Annotated in this window: 13 protein-coding genes; 2 read left to right on the top strand and 11 right to left on the bottom strand. The window is 32.2% G+C overall.

What is annotated here, in order from left to right:
- Positions 1-2: 2 nt before the first annotated feature.
- The 6 genes from DXU93_RS08045 to DXU93_RS08020 form a co-directional block, all read right to left on the bottom strand.
- Positions 3-1559 (bottom strand): hypothetical protein, encoded by a 1557-nt coding sequence (locus tag DXU93_RS08045; protein WP_116880769.1) that lies wholly within the window; start codon positions 1557-1559, stop codon positions 3-5.
- Positions 1560-1779: 220 nt separating this feature from the next.
- Positions 1780-2049 (bottom strand): hypothetical protein, encoded by a 270-nt coding sequence (locus DXU93_RS08040; protein WP_116880768.1) that lies wholly within the window; start codon positions 2047-2049, stop codon positions 1780-1782.
- Positions 2050-2096: 47 nt separating this feature from the next.
- Positions 2097-5021 carry a histidine kinase gene (locus DXU93_RS08035; protein WP_116880767.1) on the bottom strand — a complete coding sequence of 975 codons (2925 nt, stop codon included), beginning with the start codon at positions 5019-5021 and terminating at the stop codon, positions 2097-2099.
- Positions 5018-5797, bottom strand: coding sequence for a LytR/AlgR family response regulator transcription factor (locus tag DXU93_RS08030; RefSeq protein WP_116880766.1), 780 nt, complete (start codon positions 5795-5797; stop codon positions 5018-5020). The genes DXU93_RS08035 and DXU93_RS08030 overlap by 4 nt, the downstream gene beginning before the upstream one ends.
- A 340-nt stretch (positions 5798-6137) precedes the next feature.
- On the bottom strand, positions 6138-6905 hold the full coding sequence (locus DXU93_RS08025) for an alpha/beta fold hydrolase (protein WP_116880765.1): 768 nt from the start codon (positions 6903-6905) through the stop codon (positions 6138-6140).
- Positions 6906-6919: 14 nt separating this feature from the next.
- Positions 6920-8212 carry an aminopeptidase P N-terminal domain-containing protein gene (locus DXU93_RS08020; protein ID WP_116880764.1) on the bottom strand — a complete coding sequence of 431 codons (1293 nt, stop codon included), beginning with the start codon at positions 8210-8212 and terminating at the stop codon, positions 6920-6922.
- A 200-nt stretch (positions 8213-8412) separates the two neighbouring features.
- On the opposite strand from DXU93_RS08020, the gene DXU93_RS08015 reads away from it, so the two are divergent.
- A complete protein-coding gene (locus DXU93_RS08015; RefSeq protein WP_116880763.1) occupies positions 8413-8730 on the top strand; it encodes a hypothetical protein in 318 nt (105 codons plus the stop codon).
- A gap of 16 nt (positions 8731-8746) precedes the next feature.
- Here the strand turns inward: DXU93_RS08015 and DXU93_RS08010 are convergent, their stop codons facing one another.
- A complete protein-coding gene (locus DXU93_RS08010) occupies positions 8747-10186 on the bottom strand; it encodes an oligosaccharide flippase family protein (protein WP_116880762.1) in 1440 nt (479 codons plus the stop codon).
- Between the two features lie 136 nt (positions 10187-10322).
- Between DXU93_RS08010 and DXU93_RS08005 the strand changes: the two genes are divergently transcribed.
- On the top strand, positions 10323-11699 hold the full coding sequence (locus DXU93_RS08005; protein WP_116880761.1) for an aldehyde dehydrogenase: 1377 nt from the start codon (positions 10323-10325) through the stop codon (positions 11697-11699).
- Between the two features lie 16 nt (positions 11700-11715).
- On the opposite strand, the gene DXU93_RS08000 is transcribed toward DXU93_RS08005, so the two are convergent.
- From DXU93_RS08000 to DXU93_RS07985, 4 genes are read right to left on the bottom strand one after another with little or no spacing between them, the layout of a single operon-like run.
- Positions 11716-12123 (bottom strand): PaaI family thioesterase, encoded by a 408-nt coding sequence (locus DXU93_RS08000; protein WP_116880760.1) that lies wholly within the window; start codon positions 12121-12123, stop codon positions 11716-11718.
- A gap of 7 nt (positions 12124-12130) precedes the next feature.
- Entirely contained in the window at positions 12131-12613 is a 483-nt protein-coding gene (locus DXU93_RS07995; RefSeq protein WP_116880759.1) for a hypothetical protein, read from the bottom strand.
- A gap of 12 nt (positions 12614-12625) precedes the next feature.
- A complete protein-coding gene (gene nadC / locus DXU93_RS07990) occupies positions 12626-13462 on the bottom strand; it encodes a carboxylating nicotinate-nucleotide diphosphorylase (RefSeq protein ID WP_116880758.1) in 837 nt (278 codons plus the stop codon).
- 31 nt (positions 13463-13493) lie between these two features.
- On the bottom strand, positions 13494-14351 hold the full coding sequence (locus DXU93_RS07985) for a hypothetical protein (protein WP_116880757.1): 858 nt from the start codon (positions 14349-14351) through the stop codon (positions 13494-13496).
- Positions 14352-14354: the final 3 nt, after the last annotated feature.

Below are 14354 nucleotides of genomic sequence, written 5' to 3'. Positions count from 1 at the left end.
TATTAAGCTGATTTAGAAAGGTAAATTTCTCTTTTGACAAGTTGAAATGGTTTGTTTTTAACCTTTGATATTAGCCAAACATGAAAATCAAAATAGTCGAACGCTACAGATTCAAAAGGATCTTCTTTTAGCGCTCTAATTTCATCATCAACATTAAGTAATAAGTCTTCGATTTCATATTGACTTTGTGCATTTGAAATTTTAGAAAGCTGCTTTAAAAACAAGGTTTCAAATTTATATGTTCTCTTTCGCTTTGAAAGAAATCTTTTTGTGTTTTTTATCGCATAAGGAAGAAGTTTGGTATTCTTCAACTCAAAATGAATAAGTAAGTTTAATAAATGAGAAAATGATATAATGTCATCTTTTTGATCAAGTTCTTTATCATTAAGAATTAAATTAATCCATTTTAAACTTTCACTGAAGTCTTCATTTCCGAAAAATGCAATGGATATATTGAAGGCAAGATATGCCTTGCGGAAAGGGGTGAGTTCTTCACTGTATTTTGTAATTCCTTCTGAAATTATTGGGGCAAGTGCTGTCGCTTTTTGAAAATTTCCTTCGTGATTTAATATTTTAAGTTCAATACTATTGATACTTGAGAAAAGTTTGATTTTTAAATCTACTGTAAGGTTTGATTTTAATTGACTTGGAAATGCTTTTAATTCATTCAAATGATTATGAATGATTTTTGTATTTCCTTTTTTCGATTCAAGGTGAATGATATTCGTTAGGATAGAAAAGTATTGATTAGGATAGTTTTTAATCTTGTTTTTGTGATCTTTAAAGTGTTGAAGATTTTGTTTGAGAACTTCAAGTGACTTTTCATGTTTAAGCACTGCAAAAGCATAAGCACTTTCAAAATGGTATATCAAATATTGATTTTCAAATGTTAAGTCCTTAGGTTTATCTAATACCTTGAAGGTGTTGTAAATTTCTTCAAATGCTTCTATGTCTGATTGTGACCTTGCTTGACCACTTTTATTGAGTTGAATAAACAACTTGTTTTTAAGCATCCAAACATCATGATGTAATTTATATTGTTTAACTAATTCTGTTACTTCAAGATCATGTTTATTATGTTCATCTGTTTTTGAATTTTGACTACCTTGTGTTTCAATGATTTTCTTTTCCTCGTTTGTGATTTGAAGAAGTATCGCTAACTTATTATGTTTCTTAGCTAATTTTTTAGCTTTTTTCAGCTCCCTTAATGCATGGTCATAAAGTCCCTTTTCGTAAAGTATTTCAATACTGTGAAGCATTTTATACAATTGAGCCAATTGGCTTTTTGAAGAATGAAAAGCATCAAGTGAACTAATGATTTGATCGTATAATCTATTCTTTGTTATCGGAAATTGGTTTAAGAAAGCTTCACCTTTAAAAAAGTCAAATAACTCCTCCTCATTAAACTTGTCTTGTTTATCAATAAAGTCAAATATGCGAATGCCATTATTTTTTTCGCCTATAGTATGTCTAGAAGCGTATATCTTAAAATAACGTTTTTCACTTTTTGTAAGACTTTTTACTAACTCAAATAATGCAGGAGAAGCTGTTTTAGACATGTCTTTTAATATTAGTTCTTTACTAATATACTTCTTATATTTCTAGTTAGTTAGAATAAATTTTGAAACGTCAATTTTGTTTATTGACCTGTTTATTTTAGAGATTATAATTGATTCGTTCTATTTGATATTTTGATTTCGAATTATAAAGAAAAAAGTTGGGGTAAAAAAAAGAGCTACAAATGCAGCTCTTTAAATAATTATATAATTTTATTTTGAGTTATTTTCTCTTAACTTTTCTTTCTTCATCTTCATCGCGATTAGGGTCTGTAATGATGTCGTTTGTGTCTAAGATTTTTTTGGTCACTGTATTACCTCTATTCTTTTCTTCTTCATCGTTACAATTGTTAAGAACGTATTCGCTGTCTACTCTACGTAACTCAGAAGTTTCGCTATTAACATCCTGTTGAGGCTTAATATCTTCTTTGTCACAAGAAACAACTGCGAAGATTAAAAGTCCCATAGTAAATATGTAAATTAAATTTTTCATGTTCTTAAATTTGAAACCCTACAGTCAAATGTATAAATTTTATATTGTTATTCCAAATATTGTTTCATGATTTTGAAAGTAACAACAGTTCCGTTGACTAATCGGTTATTTTCCTTGATTTGATGGGGGCCAACCATTTCTATTGATCGCGCAGATATTTTTTGAAGTAATTCAATTCTTCCTTTAGCAATCATCATTCCTTGAGATTGATGTTCGTGTCCTTCATCCTTTATTTTGAGTGAATTTTCTATTCCAATACCATTGTCTTTTATCTCAATTCGAATGTGGTCGAAATGTTCGCTAATATTGATTGAAATCTCCCCAATTCTATCTTTTACGGGTAAAATACCATGAATTATACTGTTCTCTACGAACGGTTGCAAAAACATTCCAGGAACTTTTAAAACATCTGCTTCCACGGCCTCTTCTACATTAATAGAATAGGTAAATCGATTATTGAAACGCATGGTTTCTAATTCTAAGTAAAGTTTAAGTCTTTCTACTTCTTCTGACAAGGCGACCATTCCATCTTCGTGATATGAACTGTCGAGATTTTTACGAATCAATTTGGCAAAGCGCGATAAATATTTGTTTGCAGATTTATTGTCCGAAGAATTAATGTAATATTGAATAGAATTTAAGGCGTTAAAAATAAAGTGTCTATTCATACTTGCATTTAGTGACTGCTGCTCAAATTTTGATAACTTATTTTGAAATTCCAACTTCACTTGATAATTTTTATTTTCAAGTTTTTTTCTTCTCATTTTATCAATCGTATAAATGATGATCGTAACTATAATGGTGATAATTAAATAGAACCACCATGTATTATAGAATGGAGGAAAAACGATGATTGGTAAATGAAATTCTTCGGATTTAATTTCACTTCCATTATTGACTTGTATTTTGAAAAGGTATTCTCCTGCAGGCAAATTGGTATAGCTAGCTGTTGAATTTTTACTTGGTGGTGACCATTTTGAAGAGAATCCTTCAAGGAAGTAACTATATCGTAAACTACTTGGGTTGGTCATGTAGATGCCATCAAAATTTAAGGTAATATTGTTGTTTTTATAGCTCATGGATAGGGCTAAATCTTTCGATCGATCGTTGAAATGTTCTGTTTGTTTGGAGTTTATTTTTTCATTATTAATGCTTATTCCTGTTAATTGGATTTTTGGCAGAGCTTTCTTCATTAATGAATTCCTATTCTCTAAATCCATTCTCATTAATCCTGATGCCGTTCCAAACCATAAATACCTGTTTTTTTCTAGATAATTTGAATTTAAATTGGTCTCCAAATCTATCAATCCGGAAGTGATTCCATAGTGGTATTTATGCTTCATGGAAACACCAATTTCATAAAGTCCGTTATTTGTTCCTACAAACATGAGTGTATCATATTTTTGGAGGAAATTGACAAATTCCAAATCCTTTTCTTTATCTAAAATATGGCGTATGTATTTGCCATTGCGTTTGATGTATAGTCCGTTTTCTGTACCAATCCATAACTGTTCAGACTGGTCTTTTTCAATACAGTTAATACCCGAATCGAAGTAGTCTTTCTTGATGACAAAATCGTCTCCAAATGAAAAAATTCCGTTGGGAGCTGCTGCATAAATTCTGTCATTTTTTGTGTCAAAATCACGAACTCCTCTTATTACCTTTAGTAATGGATCTCCTTGACGTATTTCTTTACTGTTTTTGTCAAATAAGACACTTCCTTCTGTTGTACTTATTATGTATGTACTATCGTTGAGTTCGTAAACTCCTTTGATTCGGTTTGAAGGCAAATTGTCTTCTTCTTTATAATAGCTTCTAAATTTTTTATAATCGTATACAAATAAACCAAAATTGGAAGCGAAGATGATCATGTTGTCTGCATTTACAATTTGCCAAACAGCACTAGGGATAAAATTGATTTTGTGAATGTCACCTTTATTATCAATTCTAAAAACCCCTTGATCGATGGTTGAAATCCATTTATTTCCATATTTATCCATTTCCAAGGAAATAATTAAATCACTAGGCAAGCCACTGCTTTTATTGTAATAGGTAAAAACTTCATCCGTAAATCGAATAAGTCCTTTTCCATTTGTTCCTAGCCAAATATTGTCTTCGTCATCTTCAAATATTTCATAAATATCATTGGTAGGCAAACCTTTCGATTCAGTGATTTCAATAGTATCGTTTTCTTTCACTAGTAGTATTCCATTTCTTGAATTCAACCAAAAATGATCTTTATGATCAGAAAGGATATTTCTAAACATAAGAAAGTCATTAGAGAAAGTTTCTTCTATTATTAAATCATTGACATTGAATTTGAAAATTATTCCATTAAAAGAGCTGGCATAAATTACATTTCCTTTTCTCTCTAGGCCTGAAAAAGAATAATTTTCTGAGTTTTCAATTGACTTTATTTCATTACCGTCAAAAGTGTGTAATCCCGTTCGTGTTGCTAAATAAATTAGGCCTTTGTGTTCAATAATATCTCGTATTCTTGATGGACTCTTCGGAATAGATATAATTTTTTCGTTTTCTCTGTCAAGTTCATATAATCCTCCACCATTCGTAGAGATATAAATTGTTGAATCAATAACTGAAAAACCAGATATATCATTTAAAACTGAATCTTGTTGATGTGGAATCGATTGGAAAGTATTGTTAGGAGATTTAATAGAAATTCCTTGAGGGTGACCAATGAAAAGTTCTTCATTAATCATTTTTAACTTAGTTATTCTATTGTTTAAAAGTCCGCTGTTTCTCCCGAAATTGGTAAAATTATTTCCATCAAAACGAGCTAATCCACCATATGTACCAACCCAAATATAACCTTTGTAATCTTGCGTTATACTGTTAATCTGAGACTGTGGAAGTCCCTTGTTGGTATTGTATTGGATGAAGGAAAACTTCTGCGCAAAAGAAAATTGAAAACATCCAAAAATCAAAAGCGAAAATATAATCAGCAGCTTCATGCTTTACCTTTGATGGTTTTCAAAAATGCACTCACTCTATTTCTTGCAACAGGAAGTTGAACATCATTTTTTAATTGTATAATATAACCATCTTCGCTGATATATTCTTTAATCATATCTAAATTGATGATGTATGATTTATGGATACGGTAAAACTTATTACTGTTTAAAATTTCTTCGTAAACTTTTAAAGTACGCGTATCTAGATAACGTGTTCCATCTTTGAAATATATCATAGAACAGTTTCCACTTGCTTCGAGGTAAGCGATATTGTCATCTTCAACAATTTTTACACCTTTAGTATGTGAAATGGCAATTCGGTTATTTACCTTGTTATGAACTAGGCGGTCTGCAAGATTCTGTAATGCATTAAAATAGTTGTCGTAATTTTCTGGATGCTTGGTAAAAGTCTCCTTCGTGGCAATTAACTTGTCAACTGCTGTACGAAGATCCTCGTCATCTATCGGTTTTAAAATATAGTGTACAGCATTGGTTTGAAATGCGCGAATGGCATAATCTTTAAATGCAGTAACAAAAACAACAAGGAAATTTCTGTCTTCTAAACGTTCAAGTAAATCGAATCCTTCAGAACCTGAGGGCATGCGAATATCTAAGAATACAACATCAGGTTGCAATTCAATAATCTTCTCTTCGGCTTCATTGATATCACCAGCTTCTCCAACTATATCAATCTCTGGACAATAGTTGTCAAGCATAATTGCTAGGTTTTTTCTAGCTAAATCTTCGTCATCTACAATAATAGCGCGTAGTTCCATAAATATATATTTTGATCTAAATTAATAATAAAAATTTGGCCTGTTAAAATAAAATTAAATTATTCATTTTTTTTGAGTGAAACCAGAATATTAATCAAATGTCATCTTTAATTCAAATTTGAAATATTCTTTGATTTCTAGAAATACGTCTTCCCGAAAAAAGTGAAATTTCAACTTTTAACTCAATAGATATGTTTATTTAAATTTTATTTGAGTTTTGAACACTTATTGCCCCTATATTGTTATGGAATTATAAAATTAATATTATGAAAAAAATAATTACAGTAGTTAAAACAACAGATTTGTGGGTTTTTAATGATAATGGAAGTTGAGTTTATAATTAAATTTTACTTACAAAAGAATTCACTAATCTAGCCACCTCAATTTTATTTTCGTGATGTCCCATGTGACCAATTGACCTTATCAAGTTAAATTCATTTCCATTTTCCTCTGCCAATTTTTCAAGTTTTTGAGCGTCAATTAACGAATCAAACTCTCCTTGAATAATTGAAATTTTATCTTTCCAATCCTCTAATACCTTTACTTTTTCTTCCCTGTCTCTCATAGCAATTAATGTTTGAATTATTGCTTGTTCTGACATTTCATTTGCCTCTTCGATTAACTGATTAATTTTCGTTTCGAAAAATTGTGGTTCGTAATATAAACTAGGTATTGCCTCGTTTAAAAACATCAGTTTATTGTATTCAACGATCTTGGCAACTCTATCTCTATCTCTCTTTTTGTTTTTAGGATCAGCCCAAGGATGGGAGTGAAGTAGGGTAAGGCGGTCTATGTTTAAATTTTTATCCTCTGCAAGATGAAGGGCTACATATCCACCAAGCGAGTGTCCAACGATTGAGAATTGTTCAATATTTAAACTTTTGATGGTTGATTTTACAGAATCAGTAATCGTTTCAAGTTGTAATGGAGTAGACAATAACGGAGATTCTCCATGACCAGGTAGTTCAATACAAATAGCTCGTATTTTTTCTAATTCAGGTAAAAGTGATTTCCACATGGAGTTTGATTCCAAAAAGCCATGTAAAAAAACAACAGGATAGCCATTTCCGACTATCCTGTAATTCAAAATATTTTGATTTTTAATCATTTATTTCTCTTTGATTAACTGTTCATGTAATCTTCTACTTCCTCAATTTCTAAAGGAATTCCAGACATCATGTTTTTGGCAGGTTTTCCATCCTGAATGATTAAATCATCTTCCAATCGAATACCTAGATTTTCTTCTGGAATATAGATTCCTGGCTCACATGTAAATACCATTCCTGCCTCAATAGGTTTGTGGTATAAACCAGAATCATGTGTGTCTAAACCTATAAAGTGAGAAGTTCCGTGCATGAAGTACTTTTTGTATGCTGGCCAATCTGGATTTTGGTTTTTAATGTCTGTTTTGTCAAGTAATTTCAAATTGACCAATTGCTCTTCCATTAATTTACCTACCTCTTGGTGATATTCTGGAATTAAAGTTCCAGGAACAAGCATTTTCTCAGACTCTTTCTTAACATGAAGTACAGCGTTGTATACCTCTTTTTGTCGGTCTGTATATCGTCCACTCACTGGGATGGCTCTTGTTTGGTCGGCAGCGTAATTAGCATATTTCGCTCCAAAGTCCATCAAGATTACATCTCCCTTTTGACATTGTTGATTGTTCTCGATGTAATGCAATACACATGCATTTTTACCCGACGCAATAATTGGAGTGTAAGCAAAACCATTTGAACGATTTCTGATGAATTCATGGATGATTTCAGCTTCAATTTCATGCTCATAAACACCTGGTTCAACAAATTTCAATACACGTTTTACAGCTCCTTCAGTGATGTCACATGCCTTCTGCATTAAGTCTAATTCAATATCTTCTTTTACACTTCTAATGCGGTGTAAAATTGGTGCACTTTTGTGAACTTGATGAGCTGGGTAGTCTTTTTTCCATTGTTTTATAAATCGATCTTCACGTGTTTGTGTTTCTGTATTTGCACGTAAATGTTCATTTGTGTTGATGTAAATCCCTTCTGCTTCAGCCATTAATTGCTTAAGAATTGTATCAAATTCTTGTAACCAATAAACAGTTTTTACTCCTGTAGTTTCAAAAGCCGCTTCTTTCGTTAATTTTTCTCCTTCCCATACAGCAATATGGTCGTTTGTTTCTTTTAAGAATAAAATTTCACGGTGTTTCGGGTTAGACGCATCTGGAAATAACGCCAAAATACTTTCTTCTTGGTCAACTCCAGATAAATAAAACATGTCTCTGTTTTGTTCAAATGGAATAGTACTGTCTGCACTAATTGGATAAATGTCATTTGAGTTGAAAATCGCAACAGTGTTGGCTTTCATTTGTTGCATGAACTTCGTTCTGTTTCTTTCAAATAATCTTTTGTCGATTCTTTCGTATTTCATTGTTTGTATTTTTCTATTGTATTATCGCTTTTATCGCGTGTTGGCAAGATAGGAAAACTCTTGGTTTTTATAAAGTATTTAACGGGAATTTAATGCAGACTATATAAATAAATTCCTGAAGCTCTAGCTAAAAAAAATCACTACGTAAATAGATTACGTTCTAGACTTCTACATTTGTAGTGTAATTAAAAACAAGAGTTATGAAAAACGTATTTAAAAAAATGACAATTCAGCATATTCAAATAGAAGAACGTACAAATCTTGCAGAGGTGGAGGTACAAACAATTCAAGGTAAAATCTTAATTGAAACTGTTTTAGTTCTTGGTCCAACGGATTTAAATCAACTATTGGCAAAATTGAATGCTAAAGGAATTGCCCTTTCTTTGACAGAGGATTTCGAATACTATCCAACAGATGAAGGATTAATCTATACCCTGAATTTTGAGAAAAAAGGATTGGATCATATAGAAATTGAAGAATTTACACCACTTCACCGCGTTAAACAAATCCGTGCTTAAAAGATAGATGTGTGGATTAACTTTTGGTTTTGACCATTGCAATGAGGTCTTTAAAATAGACCAAACCTAAAGCTATCATTAGGACAAAACCGATACCCAAAGTGAGAATAATGTTCCATGAATTTTCAATGTTTTCATGCGCAAAATAAGCTACAGGGATAAAAACTACTGCCAACATTATTAGTTTTAATAAACTATTCCAATGAACTTTAAATTGGAAAACACGCATCACTAAAATAAGTTGTAGAAACGCCGTTAATGATTGTGTGCATAAGGTAGCGACAGCGGCACCTTCGGCTTCAAATCGAGGAATAAGATAGTAGTTCATTCCGAAATTGAGCACTACACCAAATATAGCCATTTGATTCAAAATCCTTAAACTGTGATTTGCAGTAAGTAATGTTCCAAATATATGTGATATTGATAACGGAATAAAACTTAGAATCAACCAGAAAAAAACATTTCCAGCATCTTCAGTATTATTATGGTAAATGGTTTCAATTGTCAAATTTGCATTGAAAGCCATACCAATACCAACGATCAAAGCTACGCCAACAAGAAATTTACCAGCCACTTGTAAAATTGGCCGTACATTTTGTTTTTCTCCAATTAGCCTCGAAAAAATGGGAAGTAATAGTCCAGCAACTAAAAAAGCAAACATATTTACAGCGTCCAATAACCTGAAACCTTGTGCGTAGATTCCTGATTGTGCTTTTCCGTCAGGTAATAATCTTTCAAGCATTACGGCATCCATTCTTGTGTATAAGGACATCAATAAGATTAATATCGCAAATGGTGTACTTTGTTTTAAAATGGCCCATGACAAAACACGATTGGCTTTGGTTTTGATTTTACCGATTTTTCTAATGGTCAAAATTAGTGCTGTCAATAAAGAAACACCGTAGGCAAAGGTTTGTGCATAGATGAACCATTCTATTTTAAAGCTTCCTTCAAATGAAAAACCATAGATTAGAAATGCTGAAATAAGTATTAAGAGTAAACGATCGAGCACTGAGATGATAGCATCGAGTTTAAACATGTGTAAACCAGCAAAATTACTTCTCAAATATTGAATTAACCCAATGAAAACTTGATTGAGAATGAAAAAACTAAGCAGGTACATCTCCTTATCAGAGTAGCCTAATATTAAGGCAAAACCTATTGTAATAATGGAATATAAAATGCCTAGCATTATTTTTAATCCGAAAAAAGAGCCAATGTATTTGCTAACGGTGCTCGGATTTTGGGCGGTGTTTTTAGTGTTGTAATTGGTTATTCCAATGTCTAAAAACATATTGAGTAAAAATGAGAAATTTAGTAAGGTAAAGTATAGTCCATAATCTTCTGCGCCCACAATATTTTGAACCTGTACATCAATTCCAAAAATATAAAATGGCTTGATAAGCAAGTTGAGCAGAACGATGAAAAATAAATTACTGAAAAATTTCTTTTGCATGAAAACTCCTTAGAATAAGTTCATAAATATAGTAAAATGAATGATTATTCTACTCTAAACCCATGAATTGAAAGAATGATAATGGAACAATTTTACTGATTAGTATGTTTGTCATTAAATATTTATACTTTAGAGTATGCAAAGTCAAAATTTACATCAATTAGTCGCAGATCAAAATTCTTTTTTTAATACGAATTCATCTAAAGAAATTGGATTTAGAATTAAACAATTAAAACTGCTGAAATCGATACTGAAAGCAAATGAAGAAGCAATGAATGCTGCTATTTATGCTGATTTTAAAAAGTCGAAGTTTGATACTTTTACCAATGAGTTAGCCTTATTGTATTTAGATATTGATGAAGCCATTTCTAAAGTACGAAAATGGTCGAAGCGTAAACGCGTGCGCACCAATATGATTAATTTTCCTGCAAAAAGTTTTATTTATCCTGAACCTTTAGGAACCTGTTTGGTTATTGGCGCGTGGAATTATCCAATTCAACTTTCTTTTGCGCCAGTTATTGCAGCAATTGCTGCTGGAAATACTGTTGTCTTAAAACCGAGTGAGGTCCCTTCAGCGACAAGTGAAATTATCGCAAAAATGATCAACGATAATTTTGATGCTTCTTTTTTTCATGTTGTTGAAGGTGGAGTAGAGGTAACAACTAATTTGCTCGAATTAAAATGGGATAAAATATTCTTCACAGGAAGTGTCAATGTTGGTAAGATTGTATACAAGGCGGCGGCGCAAAATCTGACTCCAGTTACATTAGAATTAGGTGGGAAGAGTCCTGCTTTTATCACTAAAAGTTGTAATCTAGATGTAGCTGTAAAACGCTTGGTTTGGGGTAAGTTTTTAAATGCAGGTCAAACGTGTATTGCTCCAGATTATGTAATGGTGGATGCCTCGATCAAAGATGAATTTCTTGAAAAGTTAAAGCAACGCATCATTGAGATGGATTTTGCCTTTAAAAATGAAAATTACGTTCAAATCATTAATGATAAAAATTATCAGCGTTTAAAAGAAATGATAGATGAGGAAAAGCTTTATTATCAAGGTGATTTTGATGAAAGCAATCGTTATTTCCCTCCAGTGATCATGCATGATGTGACATTTGAAGATGATGTTATGCAGGAAGAAATCTTCGGTCCAATTTTACCCGTTATCACCTATGATAATATTTCTGAAGCCATTTCAGCAGTGAAAAAATTACCTAAGCCTTTAGCATGTTATGTTTTTACAGGTCAGCGCTCAGTGAAACATAGAATCATTGATGAACTTTCATTTGGTGGAGGAGCTGTTAATGATGCAATAATGCACATTGTGAATAGTAATCTTCCGTTTGGAGGAGTGGGGAATAGTGGAATAGGAAATTACCATGGAAAAGCAGGTTTCGATACATTTAGCCATCAAAAAAGTGTCTTGGACAAAGCAACCTGGCTTGATCCGAGTATAAAATATCCACCTTATTCCTTAAAGAAATTGAAAATTATTCGCTGGATTATGGGAGTTTAACTCTGTAATGGTGTTTTTATGACCAATCTCGATCAGAAATATGTACCGTTCCTTTGAACAAGGAAATGATTTTATCAGCTTGGTTTTTTATTTTAACTTCGTAAATTCCGATGGTTTTACCTCTGTTTAATTCTGTACAGGTAACCATTAATTCATCTCCAATTTTGGCTGGTCGAGTATGGGAAATAGAGGTTTCAATACTCACACATTGTTTCCCGTATGCATTGGCAGCAAAGGCCAAAGCAGAGTCAGATAAACTATAGGAAATTCCGCCGTGCGCAATATTAAAACCATTTACCATTTCCGGAAGAACCGAGGTTTTTAATTGACAAAAACCTGGATTAATTTCAAGGATTTCGATGTTCAACCATTGAGAAAAAGCATCCTTTTCCATCATTTTGTTAACAATCGCCTTGGCTTCCATAATTATTTTAGTCTTTGATAATTGCTCTATTCATCAATGCAATCATTGCAACTCCCACGATAAATACATGAGAAGCAAGATCTTCTTCCATGACAGCTCCGGTTTCGTCTTCACCAGTTATTTCGTGAATTAAGAAAGATACCATCATTGGCTGATTACACATACTTGCAATTAAATCCTGATCATCAGTCTCCATATATTCATCTAAAGTTTGAATATATTCTTCTTGAAAACCATCAATCATTTCTTCGTCAATCTTTTTCATTTTAACACCTTGCATAGAGAATGCTTCTGAAAAAATATTGAAATAATAAATCAAATAATCGAGTAAGGCATCGTTTTCATACTCTACTGCAGATGAAAGTATGTATCCAACAAATACATCTTGTGCCAAGACATGTGCCTCAGAAATTCGTTCTAGACTGTCTTCTGTTAAACCATCAATTTTTAATGTTGCTTCAGTGATGTATTTTTCGGTAATCTGTGTCATTTTTTACTTTGTTTAGTTGTATATCGCCTTTAGGCTTAAGTCCATTGATTTTACAGAATGAGTAAGTGCACCTGAAGAGATATAATTTACCCCAGATTCTGCATAACCAACAATATTGTTTTTATTTATTCCTCCAGAAGCTTCCGTCTCAATGTTCGAAGGGATTTTAGAAAGAACTTCTTTAATTTTTTCAGGCGTAAAGTTATCCAGCATGATTCTATCCACATTTCCAATGGCCAAAACTTCATCTAGTTCCTTTTCATCACGTACTTCAATTTCGATTTTGATGTCAAGATCTTTATCTTGTATATATTGATTAGCTTTAGTTATAGCCGCTTCAATTCCACCAGAATAATCAATGTGATTGTCTTTAATCATGATCATGTCATAAAGTCCAAATCTGTGATTGTGTCCACCACCAATTTTCACCGCCCATTTTTCAATGGCTCTAATTCCAGGTGTTGTTTTTCTTGTGTCTAATAATTTAGCATCTGTATGTTTGATACTGTCAACCACCGATCTTGTTTGTGTTGCAATTGCACTCATTCTTTGCATAAAATTGAGAACAATTCTTTCTGTAGCTAAAATGGATTGTGATTTACCCTCAACTTCAAAAGCAATTTCACCAACTTTTATTGTATCTCCATCTTTCTTAAATGCTGTGATTTTAAGATCGCTATCGTAGTAGTTGAAAATTCTTTCTGCCAATTCCATTCCTGCAAGAACTCCATCTTCTTTTACCAATAGCTTGGCTTTTCCAGTTGCATTTTCTGGAACACAAGACAGTGAAGTATGGTCTCCTTCTTGAATGTCCTCTTCGAATGCAAATTTTATTATTTGATCAATCATGTTGCAAAATTAATGAGATATTTGAAACGTATTATATTTTGACTTTCTCTTTCCATTTGATATCTGTCAAAACTCTATATTCCGGTGTATTGTTTCCTCCAACTACTGTAAATTGAATATAAACGGGTCTGAATTTATATTCATCCAAGTTTTGAAGTAAATCCTCAATAAAAGGCGTCATTTCATCAACACGAACCGCAGTGGTATATCTTTCTTCAGTTTTTGGTTTAGCCTCTCCTAATAATAGATAAAGTTGGTCGGTTTTAATTACACTTATAAAATGCGTTTGGAATTGACCTTCGCCAGATAAAATATTATTGACTTTTTCAATTGAATGGTGTTCCAAACCAATGTCTTTCCATTTTTTTTCTTCAATTTCTATGTATGATTTGGCAGAACGAACTTGTGTTAATACAGGCGCATTGTCTTGATAAATCGTTCTCTTTTCCGTGTACATTGTGTTTAATGAATCAATCCAAGTGTCTTTTTGTTCTTTAAAAGCGATCATATTATTGTCTTCTAAGAAATAATGTCTTTGGCCTTGAGGTTGGAAATTTCCATCAATAAAGTATTCTGTAATTTTCATTGGTTGTCCATCATCATTGATGAAGGCAGCTACTTTTGTAAATTGCGACCCGTTTTTTGTTTGTTTTTCCCAGTACAAAGATTCCACACGATTATTGGGATCAATTCGCTCCTCAATTTCCTTCATTTTTTTTGCATTCGGGTGGTTGGCAAAAAGTTCATCCTCGCTTGTTTTTTTGTATTCAGTAACTAAAGAGTCTTGAAGCTCCGTCGTTGGAGATTCATTAGATTTTTCTTTTTGATCACATGAAAATAATGAAATCATCATTACGAATAATAGTAAGAATTGACTTGTATTTTTCATTCT

This window comes from Brumimicrobium aurantiacum, from assembly GCF_003402975.1.
Taxonomy (GTDB): domain Bacteria; phylum Bacteroidota; class Bacteroidia; order Flavobacteriales_D; family Crocinitomicaceae; genus Brumimicrobium; species Brumimicrobium aurantiacum.
This window is presented reverse-complemented; position numbering and strand designations above follow the sequence as displayed.